At 70.2% G+C, this 25780-nt stretch carries 26 protein-coding genes; 11 read left to right on the top strand and 15 right to left on the bottom strand.

The features are described from left to right. Nucleotides 1-13: 13 nt before the first annotated feature. The 7 genes from FLX07_RS08945 to FLX07_RS08915 all read right to left on the bottom strand — a co-directional run bounded on the left by FLX07_RS08945 (nucleotide 14) and on the right by FLX07_RS08915 (nucleotide 7052). Nucleotides 14-895: an ion transporter gene (locus tag FLX07_RS08945; RefSeq protein ID WP_229689542.1), complete on the bottom strand. Its 882-nt coding sequence runs from the start codon at nucleotides 893-895 to the stop codon at nucleotides 14-16. Nucleotides 896-1035: 140 nt separating this feature from the next. Then, nucleotides 1036-1917, bottom strand: a complete 882-nt coding sequence (locus FLX07_RS08940) for a glycosyltransferase family 2 protein (protein WP_142569453.1) — start codon at nucleotides 1915-1917, stop codon at nucleotides 1036-1038. Nucleotides 1918-2097: 180 nt separating this feature from the next. Beyond that, nucleotides 2098-2856 carry a CDP-alcohol phosphatidyltransferase family protein gene (locus FLX07_RS08935; protein ID WP_142569451.1) on the bottom strand — a complete coding sequence of 253 codons (759 nt, stop codon included), beginning with the start codon at nucleotides 2854-2856 and terminating at the stop codon, nucleotides 2098-2100. Beyond that, entirely contained in the window at nucleotides 2834-3874 is a 1041-nt protein-coding gene (locus FLX07_RS08930; RefSeq protein WP_167748188.1) for an iron-containing alcohol dehydrogenase family protein, read from the bottom strand. The genes FLX07_RS08935 and FLX07_RS08930 overlap by 23 nt, the downstream gene beginning before the upstream one ends. 44 nt (nucleotides 3875-3918) lie before the next feature. Beyond that, nucleotides 3919-4650 (bottom strand): phosphocholine cytidylyltransferase family protein, encoded by a 732-nt coding sequence (locus FLX07_RS08925; protein ID WP_142569447.1) that lies wholly within the window; start codon nucleotides 4648-4650, stop codon nucleotides 3919-3921. A gap of 222 nt (nucleotides 4651-4872) precedes the next feature. Further along, a complete protein-coding gene (locus FLX07_RS38325) occupies nucleotides 4873-5547 on the bottom strand; it encodes a DUF5941 domain-containing protein (protein ID WP_142569445.1) in 675 nt (224 codons plus the stop codon). Further along, nucleotides 5544-7052 (bottom strand): CDP-alcohol phosphatidyltransferase family protein, encoded by a 1509-nt coding sequence (locus FLX07_RS08915; RefSeq protein WP_268239450.1) that lies wholly within the window; start codon nucleotides 7050-7052, stop codon nucleotides 5544-5546. Before FLX07_RS08915 ends, FLX07_RS38325 begins: the two co-directional genes overlap by 4 nt. Before the next feature lie 169 nt (nucleotides 7053-7221). On the opposite strand from FLX07_RS08915, the gene FLX07_RS08910 reads away from it, so the two are divergent. Genes FLX07_RS08910 through FLX07_RS08900 form a run of 3 tightly spaced genes read left to right on the top strand, consistent with a single transcriptional unit; the run spans nucleotide 7222 to nucleotide 11186 of the window. Next, the gene (locus FLX07_RS08910; RefSeq protein WP_142569441.1) at nucleotides 7222-8628 is read left to right on the top strand and encodes a bifunctional cytidylyltransferase/SDR family oxidoreductase; all 1407 of its coding nucleotides are present in this window, start codon (nucleotides 7222-7224) and stop codon (nucleotides 8626-8628) included. A gap of 34 nt (nucleotides 8629-8662) precedes the next feature. Further along, nucleotides 8663-10513 (top strand): CDP-glycerol glycerophosphotransferase family protein, encoded by a 1851-nt coding sequence (locus FLX07_RS08905; RefSeq protein WP_142569439.1) that lies wholly within the window; start codon nucleotides 8663-8665, stop codon nucleotides 10511-10513. A 55-nt stretch (nucleotides 10514-10568) separates the two neighbouring features. Next, complete coding sequence (locus tag FLX07_RS08900) at nucleotides 10569-11186, top strand: Uma2 family endonuclease (protein WP_142569437.1); 618 nt, start codon at nucleotides 10569-10571, stop codon at nucleotides 11184-11186. Here FLX07_RS08900 and FLX07_RS08895 read toward each other — a convergent pair. Continuing rightward, nucleotides 11163-12221 carry a glycosyltransferase family 2 protein gene (locus tag FLX07_RS08895; protein ID WP_142569435.1) on the bottom strand — a complete coding sequence of 353 codons (1059 nt, stop codon included), beginning with the start codon at nucleotides 12219-12221 and terminating at the stop codon, nucleotides 11163-11165. The genes FLX07_RS08900 and FLX07_RS08895 overlap by 24 nt on opposite strands. A 54-nt stretch (nucleotides 12222-12275) precedes the next feature. Between FLX07_RS08895 and FLX07_RS08890 the strand changes: the two genes are divergently transcribed. The 7 genes from FLX07_RS08890 to FLX07_RS08860 all read left to right on the top strand — a co-directional run bounded on the left by FLX07_RS08890 (nucleotide 12276) and on the right by FLX07_RS08860 (nucleotide 18282). Continuing rightward, nucleotides 12276-13805, top strand: coding sequence for an LCP family protein (locus FLX07_RS08890; RefSeq protein WP_142569433.1), 1530 nt, complete (start codon nucleotides 12276-12278; stop codon nucleotides 13803-13805). Between the two features lie 285 nt (nucleotides 13806-14090). Further along, nucleotides 14091-14744: a sporulation delaying protein family toxin gene (locus FLX07_RS08885; protein WP_142569431.1), complete on the top strand. Its 654-nt coding sequence runs from the start codon at nucleotides 14091-14093 to the stop codon at nucleotides 14742-14744. Nucleotides 14745-14918: 174 nt separating this feature from the next. Beyond that, nucleotides 14919-15416, top strand: a complete 498-nt coding sequence (locus FLX07_RS08880; RefSeq protein WP_167748171.1) for an SdpA family antimicrobial peptide system protein — start codon at nucleotides 14919-14921, stop codon at nucleotides 15414-15416. Beyond that, nucleotides 15410-16456: a sporulation-delaying protein SdpB family protein gene (locus tag FLX07_RS08875; protein WP_167748170.1), complete on the top strand. Its 1047-nt coding sequence runs from the start codon at nucleotides 15410-15412 to the stop codon at nucleotides 16454-16456. Before FLX07_RS08880 ends, FLX07_RS08875 begins: the two co-directional genes overlap by 7 nt. Then, a complete protein-coding gene (locus tag FLX07_RS08870) occupies nucleotides 16457-16921 on the top strand; it encodes a hypothetical protein (RefSeq protein ID WP_142569425.1) in 465 nt (154 codons plus the stop codon). A 6-nt stretch (nucleotides 16922-16927) separates the two neighbouring features. Next, nucleotides 16928-17848 (top strand): CPBP family intramembrane glutamic endopeptidase, encoded by a 921-nt coding sequence (locus tag FLX07_RS08865; protein WP_142569424.1) that lies wholly within the window; start codon nucleotides 16928-16930, stop codon nucleotides 17846-17848. Then, nucleotides 17845-18282 carry a DCC1-like thiol-disulfide oxidoreductase family protein gene (locus FLX07_RS08860; protein WP_167748169.1) on the top strand — a complete coding sequence of 146 codons (438 nt, stop codon included), beginning with the start codon at nucleotides 17845-17847 and terminating at the stop codon, nucleotides 18280-18282. Before FLX07_RS08865 ends, FLX07_RS08860 begins: the two co-directional genes overlap by 4 nt. On the opposite strand, the gene FLX07_RS08855 is transcribed toward FLX07_RS08860, so the two are convergent. Then, entirely contained in the window at nucleotides 18251-18865 is a 615-nt protein-coding gene (locus tag FLX07_RS08855) for a response regulator (protein WP_142569420.1), read from the bottom strand. The genes FLX07_RS08860 and FLX07_RS08855 overlap by 32 nt on opposite strands. A 257-nt stretch (nucleotides 18866-19122) precedes the next feature. Next, entirely contained in the window at nucleotides 19123-19854 is a 732-nt protein-coding gene (locus FLX07_RS08850; RefSeq protein ID WP_142569418.1) for a TetR/AcrR family transcriptional regulator, read from the bottom strand. A gap of 159 nt (nucleotides 19855-20013) precedes the next feature. Here FLX07_RS08850 and FLX07_RS08845 point away from each other — a divergent pair, with 159 nt between their 5' ends. Beyond that, nucleotides 20014-21903, top strand: coding sequence for an AfsR/SARP family transcriptional regulator (locus tag FLX07_RS08845; RefSeq protein ID WP_167748168.1), 1890 nt, complete (start codon nucleotides 20014-20016; stop codon nucleotides 21901-21903). 71 nt (nucleotides 21904-21974) lie between these two features. Here the strand turns inward: FLX07_RS08845 and FLX07_RS36360 are convergent, their stop codons facing one another. The 5 genes from FLX07_RS36360 to FLX07_RS08825 all read right to left on the bottom strand — a co-directional run bounded on the left by FLX07_RS36360 (nucleotide 21975) and on the right by FLX07_RS08825 (nucleotide 25738). After that, the gene (locus tag FLX07_RS36360; RefSeq protein WP_167748167.1) at nucleotides 21975-22151 is read right to left on the bottom strand and encodes a hypothetical protein; all 177 of its coding nucleotides are present in this window, start codon (nucleotides 22149-22151) and stop codon (nucleotides 21975-21977) included. Nucleotides 22152-22260: 109 nt separating this feature from the next. After that, on the bottom strand, nucleotides 22261-22719 hold the full coding sequence (locus tag FLX07_RS08840; RefSeq protein WP_142569414.1) for a S26 family signal peptidase: 459 nt from the start codon (nucleotides 22717-22719) through the stop codon (nucleotides 22261-22263). Further along, nucleotides 22716-24623: an ABC transporter ATP-binding protein gene (locus FLX07_RS08835; protein WP_229689541.1), complete on the bottom strand. Its 1908-nt coding sequence runs from the start codon at nucleotides 24621-24623 to the stop codon at nucleotides 22716-22718. The genes FLX07_RS08840 and FLX07_RS08835 overlap by 4 nt, the downstream gene beginning before the upstream one ends. 35 nt (nucleotides 24624-24658) lie before the next feature. Further along, nucleotides 24659-25201, bottom strand: a complete 543-nt coding sequence (locus FLX07_RS08830; RefSeq protein WP_142569410.1) for a redoxin domain-containing protein — start codon at nucleotides 25199-25201, stop codon at nucleotides 24659-24661. Between the two features lie 15 nt (nucleotides 25202-25216). Continuing rightward, the gene (locus FLX07_RS08825) at nucleotides 25217-25738 is read right to left on the bottom strand and encodes a MauE/DoxX family redox-associated membrane protein (protein ID WP_167748166.1); all 522 of its coding nucleotides are present in this window, start codon (nucleotides 25736-25738) and stop codon (nucleotides 25217-25219) included. Nucleotides 25739-25780: the final 42 nt, after the last annotated feature.

Here is a 25780-nt window from a genome sequence, read left to right as displayed (position 1 = left end):
GCCTGTGGGTGCGTCACGGATCTTGGCCGCAGGAGCAGCGATCCCCTCCTGAGGGGGCGTCAGCCTCCGCGGGAGGGGCGTCCACGGGCATCGGCAGGACGGCCGCCAGCCGGTCGACCCTTTCACTCAGCGCCCTGATCTCGTCCATGACCGCGGTGTGCTGCTGCAGTTCCAGCTCCTGGTCCTCCTTCCACCGCTGGGCGTTGACCTCCGCCTCCATCGCGGAGACGATCACCCCGATGAGCAGGTTGAGGACGAAGAACGCCGTGATGACGATGAACGTGGCGAAGAAGATCCACGCCAGCGGCTCCTTGGCCATCACGTCCTCGGCCACCTGCGGCCAGTTCTCGACCGTGAGCACCGTGAACATGGTGAACAGCGACCGCCCGAGATCTCCGAAATACTGCGGGGCCGCTTCTCGGAAGAGCTGTTCGCCGATCACGGACGCCGTGTAGAGCGACAGCAGCAGGAGGACCACGGCCGAGGCCAGTCCCGGAATCGCGGTGAACAGCGCCGAGACCACCCGTCGCATGCCCGGCACCACGGAGATCAACCGCAGGACGCGCAGGAACCGGAAGAGCCGCAGGATCGACAGCGACTCCGAGGCCGGCATGAGAGCCGCCCCGACGATGATCAGATCGAACCAGTTCCAGGGGTCGCGGAAGAACGCCTTACCGTACGCGACGATCCGCAGGAGGATCTCCACCACGAAAACGGCGAGGATGACCCGGTCGATCACGAGGAAGGCCGTGGCGTGGCGGTCGGCCAGCTCGGGCGACGTCTCCAGCCCGAGGGCGATCCCGTTCAACGCGATGACGGCGATGACCGCGCGCTGGAAGACCGGAGAGTCGACGACGACGCGGAACCGTTCGCGATGGAAAGGGGGCAAACCCACACCTCAGAAGATCAGGCCGAACAAACGCCCGAAATCCTACATGCGAAGTTGACTCCGGTTTCCGAACGTGTCGGCAGCCCCGCGCTCCGGCGGCGTGCCCCGGTCACCCCGCGCACGCCGCCGGGCGGGACGACGAACCGCTAGACGATGGGCGGGCGGCCGAGGCGGAGCATGCGCCAGGCGGTGCGCCAGGCCATCGGACGGCGCTCGCCCGCGGGCTCGCGCAGCCCTTCGAAGAAGCCGCGGAACCACGACTTGATCGCGGGCATCGAGCGCTCGCGTACGAGCGTGAGCACGACCCAGTTGAGCAGGTAGAACATCGCGAGCGGCCACGGCAGGTTGCGCCGGGCCAGCCAGACGCGGTTGCGGGCGTTCAGCCGGAAGAAGTCCGTGTGCCGGGACGGCAGCACCAGCGGGTGGTACATGACCGTCTCGGCGTCGTACTCGATGCGATAGCCCTCGCCGAGCAGGCGCCAGGCGAGGTCGGTCTCCTCGTGGGCGTAGAAGAACTTCTCCGGCAACCCACCGACCTGCAGGAACGCCGACTTGCGGATCGCGCAGGCGCCGCCGAGGAAGGTCGTCACCGGGGAGGAGCGCTCGGGATCGCCGGCCCGCAGGCGGGGCACGTGCCGCCGCTGCACCGAGCCGCCCTCGGGGTCCATCACCCGGAAGCTGACCACGGCGAGGTCGGGTTCATGCGTGAACCGCTCGCGGACGTGCGCGGCGACCTTGGAGTTGGCATACCAGCCGTCGTCGTCCAGGAACAGGACGATGTCACCCGAGCACTCCTGCACGCCGCGGTTGCGCCCCTCGGGGATGCCCGCGTTGTGTTCCAGCCGTACGGTCTTGATCGTCGCGGCGGAGCCGGGGAACGGCCGCGCGGTCAGATCCGGCACGTCCGCGCCGTTGCCGACGATGACGACCTCGATGTCGCCGTCGGTCTGGGTGAGCGCGGATTCCACCGCCCGGTCGAGCTCGGCCATCCTGTTGCCCATGGTGAGGATGACACAGGAGATTTTCACCGCGTCATCGCCTCGACGTGGGGCGCGCTACACACGACTTCATGATCACCGAGTCTGTATGGCCGGGCAATCCGGAATCTGCCTGGTTCACCGTGGGACAAGGGTATCGGAACTGCCACCAAACCCCTACCCAACCGCGAATGTACGGCCGATCGGCATGCCGCGCGGGAGACGACGCGCTCATGACAGCCGCCGGGAGGCGAGGATGCTGACCAGGTGCAGCAGGAGCTGGACTCCCGCGATGACGACGCAGGCGACCATGAGGATGCGGGTGGCGGAGAACCAGTTGTCGAGCAGCGCCGCGACCACGACGATCAGCGACAGCTCGACGGCCTGGATCACCCGGTGGAACCGCAGCACCGCCGCGGCCCTGCGGGCCAGCGCGAGCCGCGGCGAGGTGAACTGCTGCGCGGCCGCCTCGGTCGTCGCCAGCAGGCCCGACCGGGCGCGGGCGACGTCGACCAGGTCGGTCTCCGACTTGATCAAAATCGCGCCGAGCGCCGCCGCCACGCCTATCACGGTGTACCAGTCGGGCAGGGTCTCCGAGGCCCGGAAGCCCAGCCCGATCAGCAGCGCCGCCTCGGCGAAGTAGTGCCCGACCCGGTCGAGGTAGACCCCGGTGATCGAGGTGCGGCCGGTCCACCGGGCCAGCTCCCCGTCGGAGCAGTCGAGCAGCAGGTAGATCTGGATGAGCAGGGCCGCGCCCAGCGCCGCCCAGAAGCCGGGGAGGGCGAGCACGGCGCCCGCCCCCACCCCGCACACGATCATCAGACCGGTGACCTGGTTCGGCGAGATCGGGGTCTTGGCCAGCAACCAGGTGGCGTAGATGGACAGGCGCCGCATGTACAGCAAGCCGGCCCAGTGCTCGCCGCTGCGGCGGTCCATGGTGGTCTGCGGCTGGGCGACCGCGCGAAGCTCAGCGACCGACGGCGCGGACATAGTCCTCAACTCTTTCCCGGACCTCGTGCTCCGACAGCCGGAGGTGCTCAAGGATGGTGTAGCGGCCGGGCCGCGTGCTGGGTGCCAGCATCACCGCGGCCGTGAATTGTTCGGTCGTGAGGCCGACGTCGCCGGGCGCGACGGGCAGGCCGTGCCGTTCGAGGCAGGCGGTCACCTGGCCGAGCCGGTGCGCGTCCTCACGGAGGAAGTAGCAGAACGCGGCGCCGATGCCGGCCAGCTCACCGTGATTGGAGGTGCCGGGGAAAAGCTGGTCCACAGCATGAAGGATCTCATGATCGCCGCCACTCGCCGGACGGCTGGACCCCGCGATGACCATCGACATCCCCGACAGGATCAGCGCCTCGGCGAGCACGGTCAGGAACGCGTCCGACTCGATCGAGTCCGGCCGGCCGAGCACGGCCTCGGCCGCGGTGCGCGACATGGAGATCGCCAGCCCGTCGATGGGCTCGCCCCGCTCGGTGTTGCCGAGCTGCCAGTCCTCGATGGCCGACAGGTTGCTGAGCACGTCGCCGATCCCGGACCGGACGAGTGAGGGCGGCGCGTCGTGGACGAAATCGAGATCCACCATGATCGCCAGCGGCATGGGAACGCCGAACGAGCCCTTGCCGCCCTCGTGCATCAGCGAGGCCACCGGCGAGCAGATGCCGTCGTGCGAGAGGTTGGTGGCGACGGCGACCATGGGGATGCCGGCGAGCGACGCGGCGTACTTGGTGGCGTCGATCGTCCTGCCGCCGCCGACGCCGACCACCGCCTCGTAGTTGCCCTTGCGCAGGTCGGCGCCGAGCGACACGGCCGCGTCCACGGTGCCGTCCGCCACCCGGAGCACCTCGGCCTCACCCAGCGACGGCGCGATGACCTCCGCGATGCGGTCGCCCTGCCCGACGCCGACCGCGACCGCGACTCTGCCGGAGGTGGCCACCCTGCTGTCGGCGAGCAGGGTGCCGAGCTGCGCGATCGCGCCCCGCCGCACCTCCATCGTGAGAGGCGCGGGGAGCATCCTTGCCAGAATCGGCATGCGAACTCCTCAGAAGGCCGCGGAAATCAGTAACGGCATGCGATCTCACGTGCCTTCGCGAGGTCGTCGTGGTTGTCCACTTCGACCCACTCGACCTTGCCGATCGGCGCCACGGCGATCTTCTCGCCGCGCTCGACCATCTCCTGGTAGCCGTCCTCGTAGTAGAGCTGCGGGTCGCGCTCGAAGGTGGCCTTCAGCGCGTCGGCGAGCCGCTCCGCCGCGCCCGGCCGGATCAGCGTGGCGCCGATGTACTCGCCGTACGCCTCGGACGGGTCCATCAGCTTGGTGATCCGCTTCAGCCGTCCGTCCTCCAGTGTGACCTTCATCTCCTCGTCCGCCAGCGACTTCACGTCGTCGACGGCGAGCAGGATGTCGGAGGTGTCCTCGGCGGCCAGCAGAGTCCGCTCCACCGACACGGGGTGGACGGTGTCGCCGTTGACCAGCAGCGCGCCCTGGGAGAAGTAGTCGCGGGCACACCACAGTGAGTAGGCGTTGTTCCACTCCTCGGCCTTGTCGTTGTGGACAAGCGTGAGCTTCACCCCGTGGCGCCGCTCCAGGTCGGCCTGCCGTTCCCGTACGGCCTGGGCCTGGTAGCCGACGATCACCACGACCTCGCGGAGGTCCACGGCTGCCAGGTTACGCAGGGCGATGTCGAGGATCGTGGTCTCACCGTCGACCGGCACCAGCGCCTTCGGCAGCGTGTCGGTGTACGGCCGCAGGCGACGTCCGGCTCCGGCGGCCAGCACCATTCCGAGCAATTTCCCGCACTCCTTGAGGTCGAGCATCAGACAGTAACCCCAAAGGTTAGTTGGCTCAGCGCCCCTGTTGGGTAATTCACCGTTGGTCTGACGTTAGGGAGTGCTTGATAAAGGCCGCCCGTCGCGAGCGTGGATCCAGGGTTGATGCGTCGCAAGGCCGACGAGAACGCGGCCAGGCGCCGTCTGGGCCACGTACAGCAGGGCACGTTCTGCCGGGCACGACTAATCCTGGGGTGCCGGGTCCACGGCCTCGTCGGGCGTGCGGGGAGCGGCGAGCCAGCAGGTCAGGCTCTCCCAGCCGAACAGGGCCCACAGGTAGACCGCGAGCAGCACGAACACGGCGGTCATCACGTCGAGCAGGCCGCCCAGGGCGACGATGAGCATCCGGCCGTCCCAGCCCAGCCCGGCGGTCGCCAGCCACGGCGGCGCGTACACGTGCTGGCGCAGCCGGTAGACCGTGTCGTAGTGGTGGAAGGCCATCGCGCCAAGCAGCGCGACGATGAGCGCCGGCGGGACGGAGCGGGCGAACCCGGCCGAGGCGATGAAGCCATACTCGGTCAGCCGCAGGATCGGGGGCGCCAGCCAGTCGAGCCGGCCGTCGTGCCGGTGCGCGCTGCCCGCCCCGGCCAGCAGCAGGGCCACCGCCGGGGCGAAGACCGCGAAGTCGTCGGCCCCGGCGATGCCGAGCACCAGCAGCACCCCGGTCACGAAGGCGCCCGCGAGCGCGGGCGGCAGCGGCGGAAGCTGCCCCGCCACGAGCAGCCCCATCGCCTTCGACAGCGGGCCGTCGTCGCGGTAGGCCACCACGGCGCCGCTCGGCACCGGGGTCATGTGCACGGAGATCGCGCCCCGGGCCTTCCCGCCGGCCTCGCGCGGGCGGCGGCTACGCTCGCTCATGCGAAGGACCTCGCCATCCGCCCGGCGGCCGTGTAGGCCAGGGCCACCGCGCCCCAGACCAGCAGCGCGAGGAACGTCACCCGCGCGTCGAACAGCGCGGCCGTCACCGAGATCAGCGCCATTCGCTCCCCGATCGGCAGCACGATCATCTTCTTCGCCCAGTAGGCCACGCCCCTCGCGCCGCTCAGCGCGTCGAGCCGTCGCGACAGCGCCAGCACCGATCCCGTGCCCTTCGCGGCGGCCGCCGCGGGCGCCTCGTCCCAGGGCACGGCCATCGGACGCGGGGCCGACGCGCGCGAGCCGGCCGCCCTGACCCGGTCGGCCGTCGCTCCCGCGTAGGCGAAGTCGACCATGTGGCGGATCGTCTGGAGGATCATCGCGCCCACCGCCAGGGCCCAGATCTCCCACGGCTCCCGGGAGCCGGCCAGGTATCCGGCCGCCAGCCCCACGTACACCAGGTATTCCTTGAGCCGGTCGCAGATCGCGTCGAGCCAGCTCCCGAGCGGGGAGAACCGGCGCGTGTATCGGGCGAGCTGCCCGTCCAGGCAGTCGAGCACGAACGACAGGTAGAGCGCGACGGCGCCGACCACGAGCCCCGCCCGGCGGCCGTCGGAGAACCAGATCGCGGCGATGGCGGCGAACCCGACCGAGATGCCGGTGACGGTGTTCGGGGTCAGGCCGAGACGGGCGGCCGGACGGATGAGGTGACGCGACCACGAGCTGACGCAGTAGGTGGTGAAGAAGCCGTCGCCGCTCTTGACCGCGGCGTCGAGCTTGGCCTGCGCCTCGTCGACGTCGGCCAGCTCGCGCACCGCGCGCTCGGCGGCCGGGCGCGTGCCGGTCCGCCCGCAGTGCAGGGTGTTCAGCGCGACGGCGTGCACCTGGACGCCGGCCCGCACCAGGCCCGTGAGCAGCAGCTCGGGAACCTCGCCGTCGCCGACGCGCCCGAGATGCCGGCGCTGGGCCAGGTCGGCCAGCTCCTCGGCGATGTCGGCGAGCCCGGCCAGGTGGGCCTCCCCGACCTGGAGGACGCCGCGGAACGTGCCGTTGGCCCACTCGACCTCGTGGAAGGACGTGCCCGCCGACACGACGCGGCCCCACTCGGTCCGCACCGGCGGCCGCAGCGGGGCCGGGTCGCCGCTGGCGACGATCGCGCCGGTCGGGCGCGCGGGATGTTCGAGCAGCAGCGACAGCGCCTCGGTGTGCGCGACCACGTCCGCCGCCAGCACCGCGACCGGCGAGGTCGAGGCGCGGGCCGTCTTGGCCACGATCCGCAGGTCCTCGGCCAGCCCGTCGCTGACGCAGATCTGGTGCCGCGAGCCGCTCTGCGCGCCCTTCTCCCACCCTCCCGCCTGGGCGTCCTGGCTCCGCACCACGACCAGCACCTCGCGGACCGGCAGCGTGAGGAGCTGGGCGGTGAGCCGCTCCAGGATGCTGCCCTCCGACCGGGCGCCGTCGGACCAGGGCAGCCCTGCGGCCGGCGAGGTCGCGAGGACGACCGCCACCGTCTCTGTGTCCCGTGACGTACCGGGCTTACTCGGATCCGCCCCCATATGGAAACCCGCTTCACGTTGACCGCACGTGCTCACCTCGCAAAGTAACCGAGTGATCACTAGGTGGCAATCACCTTCTCCGGCTTCCGGCACGGGTAGGGTCTCCTCCGGGGAGGACATCATGATCGCCGAATCGCGTCTGCGCAGGGTGGGGGTGGTGCTGGCCGGCGGTGTCGGCCAGCGCGTGGGCCTCAACACCCCGAAACAGCTTCTGAAGATCGCCGGGAAGACGATCCTGGAGCACACCCTCGACGTGTTCGACGGCCACCCGGAGATCGACGAGGTCGTCGTGCTGATGGCCCCCGGCTTCGTCGCCGAGGCCGAGGAGCTCGTCAGGAGGAACGGCTACACCAAGGTCGGCCGGGTGCTCGAAGGAGGCGCGAGCCGTACCGAGACGACCTGGCGGGCGCTGAGCGCGCTGGGCGAGCAGGAGTGCGACGTGCTGCTGCACGACGCCGTGCGGCCGCTGATCGAGCCGCGCATCATCAGCGAGTGTGTGGCCGCGCTCGAACGCTACGAGGCGGTCGAGGTGGCGATCCCCTCCTCCGACACGATCGTGGTGGCCGCTCCCGGCCCGCGCGGCGACATCATCCGCGACATCCCCGACCGCTCCCGGCTGCGCCGGGGGCAGACCCCGCAGTGCTTCCGGCTGTCGGTGATCCGGGCGGCGTACGAGCGGGCCCTGGCCGACCCCGAGTTCCCCTCGCTGCCCACCACGGACGACTGCGGCGTCGTGCTGCGCTACCTGCCCGACGTGCCGATCTACATCGTGCCCGGCAGCGAGCACAACATGAAGGTCACCCATCCGGTCGACGTCTTCATCGCCGACAAGCTCTTCCAGCTCGCCGAGAACGCGGCGCCCGCGCTGGACGAGGAGGCCTACCGGGCCGGGCTCGAGGGCCGCACGCTCGTGGTCTTCGGCGGCAGCTACGGCATCGGCGCGGACATCGTCGCGCTGGCCGGGAGATACGGCGCGAGCGTCCACTCGTTCTCCCGCAGCCAGAACGGCGTGCGCGTCGAGGACGTCGCCGCCGTGGAGGACGCGCTCGCCCGGGTCTACGCCGAGACCGGCCGGATCGACTACGTCGTCAACACGGCGGGCGTGCTGCACATGGGCAAACTCGGCGAGGCCGGGCAGCACACGATCGAGGAGACCATCGGGGTCAACTACCTCGGACCGGTCAACATCGCCCGCGCGTCCGTGAAGTACCTGATGGAGACCCACGGCCACCTGCTCCTCTACACCTCCTCGTCCTACACCCGCGGCCGGGCCGACTACAGCCTCTACTCCTCCACGAAGGCCGCCGTCGTCAACCTCACCCAGGCACTCGCGGACGAGTGGTCCTGCCAGGGTGTCCGAGTCAACTGCGTGAACCCCGAGCGCACCGCCACCCCCATGCGGCTGCGCGCGTTCGGCGACGAACCCGCCGGAACGCTTCTCTCCCCCACCGCCGTCGCCCGCACCAGCATCGACGTGCTGCTGTCCCGCCTCACGGGACAGGTCGTGGACGTACGGCTCATCCGATGACCGCAACCATGTACGGAGGGACGGGCGCTCGCCCATGGGGGGAAACAACAAGGGGCGCACGGCCCCGAAGGCACTTGTCGCGATAGTCCGGCGACCGGCGCTGAGAAGCCTGGCCGGTGGACGCAGGAGCGCGTTCACGGCGCTCACGCTCGCGTCGTACCCTGCCCTGCTCGCGACCGCCGTGTGGCCGTTGCCCGCGACCTTCGCGGTGCTCGTGCCGCTGTCGTACGCCGCGGAGGCCATGCTGCCCGGCCGGGCGGCGCGGGCGCTGAGCCGGGCCCACCTCGGGGCCACGGTCCGCTTCCTGTCGCGTGAGACGGCCGCGGTCGTGCTGCTGGCCCGGCTGACGCCGGGCCGGCCGCTGTGGTTCGCGGCGCTCGCGGCCGGGCTGTTCCTGTTCCACGGCCTGCGCGCCGTGCAGACGTGGCTCGCCGAGCACGTCGACCGCCGGCACAACCAGATGCCGGTGGTGACCCGCAACATCGGCCTGTCCGCGCTGCGGATCCCGCCCGCGCCGCGCCGCGCGCTGCTCAACTGGCGGGGCGCCCGGCTGCTCTACCTCGACGTGCTCGCGGTCGTGCCCGCGGCGGCGACGGCGCCCATGGGCCTGGGCTGGACGGGCGTGGCGGGCGCCGCCGCGGCCCTGATGCTGGAGATCGCCGCCGTGGTCGCGCTGCTGGCCCACGCGAGGCGGGCCAGGCACCTGGGCGACCGGCGGCGGGTCCTCGCCGCCGTGGACGACTGGGTCGCGGCCTACCGGCCCGAGGTCGTCATGTACTTCTCGGGGCCGGTCACCGCGGTCTACCAGGCCACCATGTGGCTCGGCACGCTGGAGCGGATCACCCCGAGGACGCTGGTGGTGCTGCGTGACCGGCCGCTGGCCGCGGCCCTCGGCGCGACGACGCTGCCGGTCGTGTGCATCCCCTCGTCGGTCGACCTCATGAACTTCCGCGCGTTCGACGGCGTGCGGGTCGCGCTGTTCCCCGCCAACGTCGGCAACAACATCCACATGCTCCGGGTGCCGGGCGTGCGGAGCGTGTTCATCGGCCACGGCGACAGCGACAAGGAGGCGTCCTTCAACCCGTACACCAAGGTGTACGACGAGGTCTGGGTGGCCGGTCCTGCCGGGCGGGACCGCTACCTGCGCGCCCAGGTGGGCGTGCGGGACGAGGCCGTCGAGGAGGTCGGCCGCCCCCAGCTCGCCGGGGTGCTGCGCACCAGTCCGTACGCCGAGGGGACGGCGCCGCACCGGACCGTCCTGTACGCGCCCACGTGGGAGGGGTGGAGCGACGACCTGTTCCACAGCTCGCTCGTCGCCATGGGACCCGCGATCGTGCGCGCCCTGCTCGCCCGGCGGGTACGGGTGATCTACAAGCCCCACCCGCTCACCGGTCACCGCTCGGCCGCGGCCAGGGCGGCGCACCGGAAGATCCTGGCCCTGCTGTGCGAGAGCACGGAGATGCCCCACCTCGCCGTGACCGGCCGGAAGCCGTCGCTGTACGAGTGCTTCAACGAGGCCGACGCGCTGGTCTCCGACATCTCCAGCGTGGTGTCGGACTTCGTGGCGAGCGGCAAGCCGTACGTCGTGGCCAACGTGGCGGGCCTTCCCGCGGACCGGTTCCGCGAGCGCTACCCGGCCGCGGGGGCGGCATATCTGCTCGGGCCCGACCTGGCGGAGCTTCCCGACATCATGCGCCGTATCGGCGGGCCCGGGGAGGACGACATGGCCGCCGCCCGGTGGGCGCTGCGCGCCTACCTGCTCGGCGCCGACCATCCGGACCCGCTGGCCCGCTTCGAGGAGGCCGTACGGCGTGCCGCCGCACGGGCCGAGGCGCGCGCCCGCTCCCTCGGCCTGAACGCCCTCGATCCTGTCGTTCACGAGTGAGATACTGTCCGCGTCAACTCAGCGTATCGACGCGGACACGAAGGGACATATGCCCATGGTCGCGACCTCGCGCAAACCCCACGGTCCCGCTCTGGCCCCGGTGCCCGAGCGGCCGCTGCCCGGCACTCCTCGTGAGCTGTTCGATTCGCTGCCCCCACTTCCGGGTCTGCGGACCGAGATCATCGACGGGAGACTGATAGTGAGCCCTGCGGGCACCCCCGAGCACGGCTGGACAGGCACCCTGCTCTACGAAGCGTTTCGTTCGTTCTGCCGAGAGCGTGGTTGGCGCGCGTGGATGGGCGGCAGCGTGGACGTGTGCATCGACGGCAGCCGGGAGCCGGTCGAGCCGGACTTCGTCCTCGCCCCCAAGGACTGCCCACGCTGGGGGGAGCGCGAACTGCTGTCCTCGGGGCTGATGCTGGTCGCCGAGGTGGTCTCGAAGGGGAGCGCGGAGGACGGCCGCCTCAAGAAGCCGGCGATCTACGCCGGTGGCGGCGTGCCGGTGATGCTCCTGGTGGACTCGCTGACGAGGCCGGCTTCGGTCACGGTCTACAGCGACCCGAAAGAGGGTCAGTACCAGGTGACCTCGACGGTGCCGTTCGGGCGGGAGATCCACGTCCCCCACCCGATCGGCTTCACGCTCGACACCTCAGTCTTCGAAGAGGTCCTCTAGCCGCGCGCGTTCGGGCTTGGGACGGGGCTTGCTGAGCTTCGGGGGGCTGGTCAGGAAGCCCGTCCCCCACGAGATGTGCATGGCGGCGTACACCACCGGCAGGCGTACGAGCGCGGCACCGGACAGCCCGCGACCGGTGAGGACCGAGCCCGCGAGGATCGCGGCGAGGTAGCCCCCGGGGATGATCAGGCCGGGCCAGAAGAACGGCGAGACCACCAGGCCCAGCGCCATCGCCGCCACGGCGGCGGGCGGGGCGAGGTAGCGCAGGTTGATCGTGCCCTGGTGGGTGCGGGAGACGACCCGCCGCCAGCGGCCGTAGTGGAAGTACTGCTTGGCCAGGGCGCGCACGTTGGGCCGGGGGCGGTAGGTGACGCGCATCCTCGGCTGGAACCACACCAGCCCGCCGGTCTCCCGGATGCGGTGGTTCATCTCCCAGTCCTGCGCGCGCAGGAAGTGCTCGTCATAACCGCCCACCCGGTCGAGGGCGCTGCGGCGGAAGACGCCCAGGTAGACGGTGTCGGCCGGGCCCGCCTCCCCACCTGTGTGGAAACGCGCGTTGCCCACGCCGATCTTCGAGGTCATGGCACAGGCCACCGCCTGCTCGAACGGCGTGATGCCCTCGGCGGCCATGATGCCGCCGACGTTGTCGGCGCCGGTCTGCTCCAGCGTCTCCACGGCCGTACGGAGGTAGTCGCGGGGCAGGATCGCGTGCCCGTCGACCCGCGCGATGATGGGGTTGCGGGACGCCGCGATGGCGGCGTTCAACGCGTTGGGGGTGCGTCCGGTGGGGTTCGGCACGACGACGACACGGCGGTCCGCGGCCGCGATCGCGTCGGCCACCTCCTGCGTGCGGTCGTGAGAGGGGCCCACGCTGATGACGACCTCGAGCGGGCCCTCGTAGTCCTGTTCGAGAACCTGCCGCACAGCGTCGCGCAGGTGCCGTTCCTCGTTGAGCACCGGCATGATCACCGAGATCGGCGGCCAGTTCCGCGCGGGATTCTGGCTCGCCTGTCGCGAGTCGGGAAAGGGCTTCATGGCGGCGCTCACGCTACTGTACGGAGGGGTGGAGAAGGCAACCGGAGGACGGGAATGCCCGGCGACGATGGGGAGGACTCCGGCGTCCGTGTAGGGGGCGACGGGTACGGCGGGGTGAGGCTGACGGCGCAACGCGCCCGCCGGCGGAGGACGAACCTCCGTTCCCTGGTCATTTCGGGCTCGCTGTCCGGAGTCGTGCTGATCGGCTCGGGCGTCGCGTGGGTGACGTCGAACTACGCGGCGGGGCAGATCCAGGCGGTGGACGCGGGCACGAGCGAGGCCGAATCCACGGGCGCGATGAACATCCTGCTGGTGGGCGTCGACAAGCGCGACAACCTGACCAGGCGCCAGCAGAACCAGCTCCACCTCGGTCGTGACGTCGGGCAGCGCACGGACACGATGATGGTGATGCACCTGTCGGAGGACCACCGCAGGGTGACCGTGGTCAGCCTGCCGAGGGACACCTGGACGACGATCCCCGGCAAGGGCGAGCACAAGATCAACTCTGCCTACCAGTTCGGCGGCGCGAAGCTGGCCGTGAAGACGGTGGAGCAGGTGACGGGCCTGAGCATCAACCACTACGTCGAGGTCAACGTGCTCGGATTCATCGACGTGGTGGAGTCGCTGGGCGGTGTCACCGTCTGCACCCCGGTGCCCATCGACGACCCGAAGACCAAGCTGGACCTCCAGCCGGGGACGTACACGCTGGACGGTGTCAACGCGCTCGCGTACGCCCGTACGAGGGCCACGGCGCGCTCCGACCTCGACCGCATCGACCGGCAGCAGCAGGTCATCTCCGCGCTGCTGGGCAAGGCGCTCAGCGGCGGCACGCTGGCCAACCCGGTCAGGCTGAAGGGGTTCCTCGACTCCACCTTCAAGACGCTCACCGTGGACGCCGCCCTGCAGAAGAACCTGCTCGGCATGGTGAACCAGTTCAAGGACGTCTCGACCGACGACGTGTCGTTCGCGACCGTGCCGCTGGCCGACGTGAACTACCACGCGCCCACGGGCGAGTCGGCGGTGCTGTGGGACAAGGACGCCGCGCGCGACCTGTTCAAGCGGATCGACGCCGACCAGCCCCTCGTCAAGCCGTCGGCGAAGGCCTCCGCGTCTCCCACGGGCAGCCCCACGGCGTCGGCGAGCGCGGCGTCGGCGAGCACGGCGCCCTCCGCGACGGCCTCTCCGACCGCGCTCACGATCCCCCCGGCCCGCATCTCGGTCAAGGTGCTCAACGGCACGCTCATCACCGGCCTGGGCGCGACCACGAAGGCCCGCCTCGTCGAGGCCGGGTTCATGGTGCCGTCGCCCCCGGGCGACACGGCCCGCCGCGACTTCACCACCACGGTCGTCCGCTACCCGCCCGGCCGCGAGGACTCGGCGCGTACGGTGGCCGCGGCCATCCCGGGGGCCGAGTTGCGCGAGCAACCGGACGTGACCGGCATCGAGGTCGTCGTGGGCCAGAAGAACCACGACGTGAAGAAGGTGACGGTGGCCGCGCCGGAAGGCTCCGCCACGCCGGCGACGCCCACGCCGCAGGCGACCCCCTCCGCCCGCACCGCCACGCAGAACATCTGCAAGAAGTGACCTCCCGGCCGGAGACGAGCCGCGGCACCCGAGGTCACGACAGTCCGAGACCGAAGCGGTAAACCGGTCGATGGACAACAGGTCCATCGACCGGTGGGTACACATTCACGGCCCTCTCGAAAATCCTTGACTCATGCGCTGGCGGGCCCAAGCCGAATTTGGGCCCGCCAACGCATGCACCTTACTTCGCGGGCACGCTGCGGCTTGACGTGCCGGTCGTGACGTGTGCCGCGGACCCACCGAGAGGAGACCCCCTTGTTTCTCACGATCCGCCGACGATGGGCAGTGCCACTGCTGGCAGCGGTGACGGCATTCGCCGTTGCCGTCACCTCGTCGTCCGTTCACAGCGCCTCCGCCGAGACTGCCCCGGTCCCCCGGTTCTCCGCGGTCGACCTCGTCGACGCCATCGCCTTCGGCCAGGGGCCGGCGGTGCGTTATCTGCACCCGTCCAGGCAGGAGCCGTTCCCGCTGGACGACAAGCTCGCGAAGGTCAAGCAGCTGGTGGACCAGAACGTCGCGCAGAACGGTCAGGTCGCCGCCGATCTCGCCGCGAAGCTGCAAAGCGGCAACCGCGTGGCCGTCACGGGCGCCGTCGCCACCCTCGCCAAGATCGCCCAGACGGCGATGAGCAAGGTGTACGGCGCCGATGTCGTCGACCGCGCCATCAGCCGCACCAAGGCGCAGGTCAGCGCGTCCGTCGACGCACAGGGAAACGGGGCGGCGGCCTACCAGGTCAACACCAGCTACCAGATCAACACCAACTATCTCTACGCCTACGCGGCCCTCTACGGCGCCGCCGCCGTTCTGATCATCATCGTCCTCCTCCTGCCGGTCGCCCCGGCCAACGGCGCCCCGGTCCTGGACAACGTCGACAACTCGGCCAGGCTGGCATACGAGCAGTTCATCGACCAGATCGCCGGCAATCTCCGCGCGGCGTAGGACGCACGCGCCCGGCATTCCCAAAGAGAGTTAAGAGGAATTCGTCCGATGGGGCTCAGGTTTTGGCAGAAGGGCGAAAGATCCGTCACCACGACTCACGATCACTCCCACTTCCGTCTGCCTGAGCCCCAGCCCGGGGCACGCGCGGACATACGGCGGGGAGGACGCTTTCTTATGATCGCGTCGGTCGCGACGGCCTTCGTGACCTATGTTCTCCATGCGGCTCTCCCTGTGAACGCGGTGGAGCTGCCCTTCGAGAACAGGGACGTCATCCGGCAATTCATCCCCGAGGGATGGGCGTTCTTCACCGCCAGCCCTCGTACCGTCTATCCCCAGGTTTACGAGAACGCGGCCGGCGCGTGGCGGTTGCACGGCGGAACTCTCGTCGTACCGTCCGGGCTGTTCGGACTGAACCGGTCGCAGCGCGCGGAAGGCACAGAGGCGGCCCTGCTGGTGTCCTCGATTCCCAAGGACACCTGGCAATCGTGCGACACGCTGCCCACGAACTGCCTCAACGGAATGCAACCGGCCGTCGCGTTACGCAATACATCGACGCTGCGTCATATTTGCGGAGACATCGGATTTGTCAACCAGGAAGTCCTGCCATGGGCATGGAGAAGGTCCAGCACGGTCATGCCCTCGACGGTGGTGCGGGTGAGGGTCACATGCTGACAGGTCAGCTTGAACGACTGGGCGGCTGGGTCAGGCCGTACGTCGCGCGACCCCCCTGGGGGACGGTCCTGGGGCTCGCGCGCACGCTGCTCGCTCTCGGTACTTTGGGCACCCTGCTCGCGACTCCCGCGTCCGTCCTGCTCTCCCCGCTCGCGGGTGGTGTCCGGCCGCCGGTGTGCTCGGGCGCGGGCTCCTTGAGCCTCTGGTGCGTCCTGCCCTCCGACCGGCACGAGCTCGCCAAATGGGTGTCGATCGGCGTGCTGGCCGTCGTGGCCAGCGGTTGGCGTCCGACGCTCACAGCGATACCCCACTGGTGGATCTCGTGGAGCTTCATCACCTCCGTCACCGTCCAGGACGGAGGTGATCAGGTGACCGCCGTGCTCACCCTGCTCCTCATCCCCATCGCGCTCACGGACCCCCGCCGATGGCACTGGACTCCCACGGCCTGGAGAGGCGTCTCCGAGACCCGGCGACTCGTCGCGGTCACGGCGTTCTTCCTCATCAGGGTGCAAGTGATGGTGATTTATCTGCACGCGGGAATCGCCAAGCTCGGGGTTCCGGAATGGGTGGACGGAACCGCCATCTTCTACTGGTTCCGAAACGTCGCTTTCGGCGCACCGGAACTGCTGCGACCGGTACTCGACGCAATGACCGACGTTCCTCTGCTGGTCGCTCTCATCACGTGGGGCTCGATCGTCCTGGAGGTCCTCATCGGCGTGGCGCTCTTCCTGCCGAGGCGGGCACAGGTCGTGCTGCTGTTTTCCGGACTGCTGTTCCATGACGCGATTTCCGCGCTCATGGGCCTGTGGAGCTTCGACGCGGCGATGACGGCCGCACTGGTCCTCTACCTGTCTCCCATCGGCGCCAACCTGGCGGGGGTGAAAAATGCGACCAGGCTCTGGCGGAAGCGGAACCTGTCAGGCGGGCCCGGTCAGCCCGCCACCGCGGAGTCCGCAGAGCCGCCGAAACCAGAATCGTCTAGCATGATTGTTTCCGGCGGCACCGGCAGAGAACTTGTCCGGGAAAGTGAGGCGGGCTGAATGTTTTCGGAGCTCCTGCAGGTCATGTTGCCGCTTGCGGTGATTCTGGGAGTGGTCCTTCACGGAGTGACTCTCGCGAAGACGGGCGACCTGGCGGAGATCTCCGTCTCGGAACGAGAGATTCTGATAAGCCCGCGCAGCGTATTCAAGATCCTCTCGCTGCGCTGGAACATTCGCCTTCCCTCGGAGGCCATCACAAGTGTGTCCGTCGTCCTGCCGGGAGGGGTCCAAGCGCCTGGCCTACGATACGGCGCCGTCTTCTTTCCGGGGCTGACGGCAGGCACCTACATGGCTCCCGACGGTATGTCGTACTGGCTGACCGGCCAGCGTCTGCCCGCATTGGAGATCACCTTGCGTGAGGGGCCTCTGTCGTACGTCGTCGTCCAGGTGCGCGATCCGGAGGCCGTGGCCACGCGCATCCGCAACCGCGGCAACGCGCCTTCGGGCGGGCCGGGACGGGGATGACGGACCATGGCTTTTTCGCCCGCCCGTAGGGATCTGCTGATCTTCCTCGGTGTCGCCTTCGGCCTCTCCTGGCTGATCGCGCTGCCGCTCTGGCTGGGAGAAGGCCTGGGGTCGCCGCTGGCCGGGCCGATCATCACCGTGATGTCGTTCACCCCGGCCCTGGGCGTGCTGGCGGTCCGGCTGACGCACCGCGGATCGGCCGCCGGCTTCCGCGAGGCCATCGGCCTCACGATGGGCCCGAACAGGAAGCGGACGATCGGACTGATCGTGGCCGGCTGGCTGGGAGTCCCGCTGATCGCGGTGGTCGCCACCGTCGTCAGCGCGATGCTCGGCCTCGTCTCTCTCGATTTCGGAAGACTCAGCCTCCTGCGGGGCGCCGTCGAATCGGCCACTCCCGCCGGTGCGGACGTGCCCAACCTGACTCTTGTCGCCGCCTCGCAGGTCGTGGGAGCGCTGACGATCGCCCCACTGATCAACTCGATCGTGGTCCTAGGCGAAGAACTGGGGTGGCGGGGTTGGCTGCTGCCCCGTCTCGCCGAGAGCCAGGGCGTTCTCAAAGCGCTGGCGGTGACCGGGTTCGTCTGGGGACTGTGGCACGCGCCCCTGACGCTACTCGGCTACAACTATCCGGATATCGGTCCGTGGGCAGCCCTGGCGTTCACTGGATTCTGTGTGCTGTTCGGCATGCTGGTCGGCTGGTTGCGCCTGTCTTCCGGCAGCCTGTGGCCGGCGATACTGGCCCACGGCTCGCTGAACGCCTGTGCGGGGCTGCCGCTGTTATTGGGAGACGCGACCGAGCCGCCGAACATGCTCGTCGTGGGACTGCCGGGTTTCGTCGGATGGGCATTCCTGGCCGTTCTCGTCGTGGTCGTCCACCGGTGGTCCCCCATCCGATTCACCGACGTCGAAGGCCGGGTGAACTCGTGAACGGATCCACTCCGTACGATCTGCCGCTGCTGGTGTACGACGGTGACTGCGGTTTCTGCGCCACTTCGCTTCGCGCCCTGCGGCGGACGCTTCCCTCCTGGCCTCAGGCGACCGCCTGGCAGGCAGTGGACCTGGGCCGTCTGGGTCTGTCCGCCGACCAGGCCCAGCGCGCCGCGTGGTGGGTGACCGGTGACCGGCCGCCCCGCCGCGGAGCGATGGCGTTCGCCGCGCTGCTGGCCTGGCAGCCCGCGCGCGGCTGGCGACTCACGGGCTGGTTGCTAGCGCACCCGCCCTTGTCGTGGGCGGCGGTCGTCGTGTACGCACTGGTGGCCCGGTACCGCCGCCACCTGCCGGGCGGCACCGCGGCGTGCTCGGTATCACCGAGAATCAATCGGCCGAAGATCAGATCAAGCCCCACCTCAGCGCGGCGGTGACCGCCGCCGTCCGATCGGAGACGTCGAGCTTGCCGAAGATGCGATTCAAATGCGTCTTCACGGTGCTTTCGCCGATGATCAGCGACCGTGCGATCTCGGCGTTGGACCGCCCCTTCGCCACCAGGGAGAGGACCTCCGCCTCTCGAGGAGTCAGGGGTTGCGTTTCCGGCACGCTCATCCTGGACACGAGTTTCGTGGCCACCGGCGGAGCGAGAACCGTGCCTCCCTCGACAACCGTGGAAATCGCCGAGAGCAATTCGAGCACGCTGGTTTCCTTCAACAAGTAGCCGGCGACGCCCGCCGAAATCGCTCCAAGGATGTCCCGGTCGTCCGCGGAGCCGGTCAATACGACCACCCGGGTCTCGGGGCGGTCGTCCAGAATGCGCGCGACGGTGTCCGCACCATCTCCGGATGACATCCGCAGATCCATCAACACGACGTCCGGGCGCAATTCCCTCGCCCGTACGACGGCCTCATCCCCCGAGGAGGCCTCGCCTGTTATCGCGATATGAGAGTCGGCGAGGACGGCGCGCAACCCTTCCCGGAAGATCGGATGACTGTCCGCTATGATCATTCTGATCATTGAAATCCCCGTGATGTAAATTATTCAGCTGGTGTCGGCGCGCGCGTCTTCTTCGTTCCCACCGAAGCCAGGCCGGTGCGAGACCATCCCCATCGCCGAGGACGCCGCCCGCCGGATTACCCCGTTTCACGTTTTCCCGCTCAACGAATGCAGCCGTCGACCACTGCGGTAATCACAGGCCGTCACGACCTTTTCGACCGATCCCCGTTCAGCCCCATTCATGCATCATTGATGCATAGACCACTTTTATCCCATCTTCACATCGCCCACAAGATCCCGTAGAGGAAATCTGCGTACCAATTCACACCCGGCCTCGGTGCCCGCGGCTCGCGCGAGGCCTCGAGTACGGAACACCGGCGCGGTCCCAGGACGGGCCCGCACGTATCCGCGCCGCCGGAATGGGCGGTACGGATCCGGGGCCGGGCGGATGGGGTGCCGTGCTGACGTACGGCAGGCACCGACGGGAGATTCACGGCGGCGAACCGGAGACTACCTAGGACCGCATGGACCTTCTCGCGGTCGTGCGGGCGCTTGAATGCCTGCTTCCGCGCACTGGAACTGGGAGTGATGGTGTCGATCACGAACTGCGCCGCCGGCGCGGCGTACATCGGCTCCAACTCGGGGATGTCGGTGGCGTCGGAGAGCCACCTGTGGGTGTAGAGCGCCGGATACTCCGGCTGCCTGCGGCAGAAGTCGATGTATCGGTCGAGGAGCCGGTGCAGGGCGACGATCTTCTGTTCGGGCGAAGCTCCGACGATGTCCTTGACCCCTTTCTCCAGCACGGCGTTGTGCGCGCTGTTCATGCGGTCCATGACCTCGAGATAGATCTCCCGCTTGTCGCCGAACCGCCGCCTGACGTAGGCCACGTCCGTGCCCGCGGCGTCGGCGATCTGCCGCATGTCCGTGCCGTCGTAACCCAGCCCGGCGAACAGGCGGGTCGCCACCTGGAGAACCCGGTCGGACAGCCCCCCGTCGTCCGTACCCGTCATGGGTAGCCGGTTCCCGCCTGGTCTGCCCCAATCGCGCGCTCGCCCCGGTAGGCGCAGTCCGGAACTGTTCCGGATGCTCGCCGACCTTGTGAGGGTTCGTGGCGGACAGGGATCTTGGTAGGGATTCCGACACTTATGGAGATCCTTCGTGTACCGATCATGCGGTTGGACGCGTACGTCAGCACCCTCGGGCTTCCGGAGGATGGATTGAGCCTCCGGTTCGGGTTGCTGGGCCCGATCGAAGTCAGGAAGAACGGCAGGCCGGTCCCGCTCGGCTCGCCCAAGCAGCGCGCCCTGCTGACCGCGCTGCTGCTCGAACCCAACCGGGTCGTGTCGATCGACCGGCTGGTCACGGCCGTGTGGGACGAGGAGCCGCCCCACTCCGCCGTCGCCAACATCCGCACCTACGTCAACCGGCTGCGGTGCACGCTCGGCGAAGGCGACCGGCTGGCGGCCCGGCCGCCCGGCTACGTCCTCACCGCGCACTCCGGCGAGCTTGACGTGACCGAGTTCGCCGACGCCCTGCGGCAGGGCAGGAAGGCGCTGGCCGCCGGACGGCCGGAGGCGGCGCTGCGGCACCTGTCGGCGGCCCTCGCCCGGTGGCGAGGCGCACCGGCCGAGGACGTGCCCAGGTCGGCGGCGCTCGGCCCGCGCCTGGACGCGCTCGCCGAGCAGCGCTGCCTGGCCCTGGAAGTGCAGGCCGAGGCCCGCCTCATGCTGGGCGAGCACGCCGACGCGGTGCCGGAGCTCCGTGAGACGGTGGCCGCCCATCCCACCAGGGAGCGGCTGTGGAGCAGCCTCATGGTCGCGCTGTATCGCACCGGCGACTCCGCGGCCGCGCTGTCCGCCTACGGGCAGGCGCGCACGTTCCTGGCGGAGGAGCTGGGCGTCGAGCCCGGGCCGGAGCTGGCCGAGCTGCACCGGAGCATCCTCAATCGGGACCCGGCGCTCTGCGCCGTTCCCCGGCTCCCCGCCCCGGGCCCGCCCCACCCGGTGCCTGAGCCGGTGCCGGTGCCTGTGGCGAGAGCGGAGCCGCCATTGGTCGCGGGTTCCGGACGTCTCCTGGGCCGGGATCTGGAGCTGAATCAGATCATGGCCGCGATCGCCACCTCTCCCCCGCGGCCCGTCGCCGTCCACGGTCCGGCGGGTGTGGGCAAGTCGGCCCTGGCCCTGCATGCCGTCCGGATGGCGGCGCCGGACTTCCCCGGCGGCGTGCTCCACGTCGATCTGCGGTCCCTTCCCCGGCCCGGCGCGTACGAGACGCTGGCGCGGCTGCTGAGCCTGCTGGGGCCGGCGGGCGACCGGATCGCTCCGGACCTCGACGACGCGGTGCTCCAGTTCAGGGCCGCGACGACCGGCAGGCGCGTGCTCGTCCTCCTCGACAACGTGACCGACGAGGGGCAACTGCGTTCTCTGCTCTGCGCCTGCCCGGACTGCCGGTTCGTCATCACCAGCCGGCGGGTGCTCGCGGCGCTCGACGACGTCGACCATCTGTCGCTCGCTCCCCTGACGGACGACACGGCGTACGAACTGCTGGTCCGGGTCTGCGGCCGGGACCGGGTCGACCCCGAGCAGGTGAGAAGAGTGGCCCGGCTCTGCGACAACCTGCCACTCGCGCTGCGGATCGCGGGCAAGCGACTGGCGGTCAGACGGGAGTGGACGCTGGCGGCGTTCGCCGACATGCTGGCCGGCGAGGAGCACCGGCTCGACCTCCTGACCTGCGGCGACCTATCCGTGCGGAGCGCCCTCGACCTCGACTACCAGGCCCTGCGGCAGTGCGGGGGAACGGCGGACGGCAGCGCACTGGCCCTGTTCCACCGCCTCGGCGAGCGGGGAACCGCCGACTGCGGGTCGGCGACCGCGGCGGGGCTCCTCGGATGCGACCGGCGCACGGCGTGGGCGGCGCTCGGCAGGCTGGCCGATCTCCGCCTGATGAAGTCGATGGCCCCGGACCACTATCGGATGAACGACCTCACCCGCCTGTACGCCATGGAGATCGCAAGAACCGCCGGAAAGAACGAGAGCGGGAATTCGGCGGAATTCGCGTAGGCCGGCGAAGCGAGAGCGGAGCGCCCTTTGCGCGAGGGAAATTCGCGCAAAGGCCGCTCCGCCGTACCCGTTCAGCAGGTGTACTGCCATGGAGTGCAGTAGCCACTGGGGACGCCCGAGCCGGTGCAGCAGTAGCGGCGAACGCAGGTGCCCGAGTACTCATACCAGCAGTTGACCGCCTCCGCGCGGGTGGCCGGGACCAGCCGGGCGACCATCCGGTCCGCCAGTCGCTGCATCGTCCGTGTCATTCGGCTCCTCCTTCTGAAAAGGCTCCTTTTCGATGACCGACATTAGGAGCGGCGTCGATCACGGACGTACCGCTCCGATACACGACTTCCTGTATCGGCTCGGCCTGGTTCACGCGTTCAACCGCCGGAGCACGACACCCGTGATCCTGCTTTCCGGAAGGAGCCCCCACTGCCGCGAGTCGGTGCTGCGCGACGGGTTGTCCCCGAGGACGAGCAGCCGCCCCGGCGGCACGCGGGTCTCCCCCAACGCCTCGAATCCCGGAGGGATCGGGTCCCCGGCGACGGCCGCGGCCCGCTTGATCACCAGGTTCGTGCCGCCGTCGAGCGCGACGCCCTCCCCCGGGCCCACGCGGGAGATGACCACGATGTCCCCGCGCCGGACCCGCCGGACGAACAAGCCAGGCCTGCGGGGCCGCACTCTGCGCACGAGAACCCGGTCACCGGACCACAGGCCGGGCTCCATGCTCTCCCCGTGCACCTCGACGACGCGCAACGCCCGGCCGGCCGCCACGACGCCGCCCCCGGCCCCGAGCGCCGACGCGAGCAGGACCAGCAGGACGGCTGTCATCGTGCCTCCGAGAACCGGTCGCGCGGGGCGTCGGCGTTCCGGTCCCCCCGCTGCCGGTATCCCTCCGCCTGCAGGGCGAACAGGTGAGCGTAGATCCCGTCGTGCGCGAGCAGCCCGGTGTGCGTGCCCTGCTCGGCGACCTGCCCGCCGTCGAGGACCACGATGTGGTCCGCGTCGCGTACGGCGCCGAGCCGATGGCTGATCAGCAGGCTCGTGCGACCGTGGCGGTGCGCCCGCAGGCCCTGGTGGATCTCGTGCTCCGCCTCGGCGTCCAGGCCCGAGCTGGGCTCGTCCAGGATCAGCAGGTCCCGCTCGCCCCGCAGGTAGGCGCGGGCGAGGGCGAGCCGCTGCCACTGCCCGCCCGACAGGTGGACGCCCACGCCGCCGCCGTCCTCTTCGAGACCGGCCCCCGCGAGACCGGCCTCCGTGTCAGCGGCCTCCCCGGCACCGGCCTCCCCAAGGCCCGGCTCCCCGAGACCGGCGAAGATACGCGACAGCATGGTGTCGTACCCCCGGGGCAGACCGCTCACGACGCCGTGCACGCCCGCCCGCCGCGCCGCCGCCTCGATCCTCCCCCGGTCGTCCATGGCGGCGAGGTCGCCCAGGCCGATGTTCTCGGCCGCGGTCATGTCGTACTCCATGTAGTCCTGGAACACCGCCCCGATCCGGGCGCGAAGCTCCGCCGGGTCCAGCTCTCTGAGATCGATCCCGTCCCAGAGGACCGAGCCGCGTTCCGGGTCGTACATCCGGCACAGGAGCTTGACCACCGTGCTCTTGCCCGCGCCGTTCCTCCCGGCGAGCGCCACCGCGCTGCCGTACGGAATGGTCAGGCTGACGCCGCGCAGTGCCCATGGATGTCCGGGCGAGTAGCGGAACCACACGTCCTTCAGCTCGATCCCCCGGCGCAGCGGACCGGCCCGCCGTGGCCGGGCCGCGACCGGCAGGTCCGGCTCGGCGTCCAGGACGGCGAGGTAGTGGCCGAACAGCAGCACCTGCTGGTGCGCGGTGACGAGTTCGACCACGAGACCGCTCGCCGCGGCCTGGACTCCGGCGACGGCGGCCACGAACAGCGCCACGTCGCCGATCGCGCCCATGCCGTTGGCCGCGGACACGAGAACCCACAGCAGGCCGGCCCCGGCCGCCAGCGCGGCCGTCGTCGCGGTCACGGCCTGGACCCCCAGCTCGCGCCGGTCGGTGCGGCTCCGCTGGGCGTTCGCGGCGCGCCGCTGGGCGTTCATGAGCCCGCGCAGATGCGCTCCGATGCCGAACAGGCGCAGCTCCTTGGCCGCCTGGACATTGACGAGAAGCTCACCGAAGAAGAACTCGCGGCGCTCGACCGGGCCGATGCCCCACAGCATCGCGGCACGCCGCCGCGACAGCCAGAGCTCCGCGGCCAGAGACGGCACCGCGGCGCCGACCACGAGGGCGGCCATCCACGGGCTTATCGTCGCGAGGGAGACGAGGAACCCGGCACCGGTCATCGCCGTCCTGGCCGTGCCCAGGGCGGCGGAGACCACCATGCCCGGGGTCGCTCCGCCGTACTGCTGGGCCATGCGGATCCGGTCGAGGAACGCGGGGTCCTCGAATCTGGCGAGGCCGACGAACCGCTCGGTGGCCCTGAAGAGGCTGTCCTGCGCGACGAGCCCGATCCTGCGCCCGCTCTCGTCTTTGACGTACTGGACGATCTGCGGCCCGAGCGCCGTCAGGACCCCGCACCCGGCGAGCACGCCGCCCAGCGCCGCCGTCACACCGGCGCCGGGCCTGCCTCCGGCGATCTCATCGAGGACCAGCTTGGTGCACCAGGCGATCGTCACCGGCAGGACGGCCATGAGCATGCTGAGGACGGCGAAGGCGATGGTGAGCCTCCTGCTCGCCCGCCAGGCCATGCCGAGAGCGACAACCACTGCCCGCACTCCGGCCATGCCGCGCACCCGCGCCTTCACGCGTGTGCGGGAATCTTGTCGAGGTCCTCGATCGTGCTCCCGCTGGCGACGACCTTCCCGTGCTCGTCGACCAGCGCGAGGGACGGGAAGCCTTTCACCTGCAACGCCTTCGTCAGGCCGGTGCCGTACTCCTCGATCAGCACCAGGGCGACCGGCTCCAGCGTCCGCCGCTCGTCCGCCACCTCCTCCTCCGCGCCGACGAGCACGGCGAGCACGTTGCCGCGTCCTCCGGGGAAGGATCGCGCGCGCTCGGCGAACTGCGGCAGGCGGTCGTGGCAGGCCGGGCAGTCGGGCGAGAAGACGCCGACGAGGACCGGCTCGGTCAGCGTCTCGCCGGAGACGGGGACGCCGTCGGTGCTCACCGCGGAGAAGCCGCCGATCTTCGCCCCCGCGGGGAGCACGATCGACGGGGACACCGCCGGCCTCGCCGACAGCATCTCCTCGTGCGCCCGCAACCGCCGGATCACGCCGACCGTCAGCACCAGGTCGATCAGGCACAGGACGCCGACGCCCAGGACGAGCGCTGTCAGGAACGGCATGAGGGACTACCTCCGTCAGGGTGAACTGGTGAACAGACCGGCGATCTCGCCGATCGCGGACAGCAGGACCGCCGCGGCTCCGGCCGCCAGGGCGGCCCCGGCAAGCCCGGCGGCCCCAAGGTCCGCGGGGACGGCTCCGGTCCCGGCGTGCACCGCTCCGGCCGCCGCTGCCACGATGAGCACGGCGTTGCGCGCGAGATGGCCCGGGCCCACCGGAACGGCGGAGGCGCCGAAGCAGCGGCAGGGGACCCGCCTGCCGCGCCGCAGGGCGACGACGACGGCCACGCTGAACGCCGCCAGCAGCCCGAGCGCGACGCAGAAGCCGGCGAGCATGGTGGGCGGCCAGGCCAGCAGCGGCGCGACGGCGACCTCGGCGGCGACGACGAGCGCCGCGACGGGCCGGGCCGGCAGCCGCGTGAGGGCGCGAGTGGCCACCGTGAACTCCTCGTACGCCGCCCGCCCGCGCAGCTTGCTCACCGCGGACATGAGGAAGACGATGCCCGTGAGCAGCCGGCAGAAGGCGAAGAGATAGGCCACGGACGTCCTCATCCCCGGTCGGACAGGCGGGTCGCCCACCAC

Source organism: Microbispora bryophytorum, assembly GCF_006874465.1.
GTDB lineage: Bacteria > Actinomycetota > Actinomycetes > Streptosporangiales > Streptosporangiaceae > Microbispora > Microbispora bryophytorum.
The sequence above is the reverse complement of the archived record's forward strand: the minus strand, read 5'-3'. Positions and strand labels throughout refer to the sequence as shown.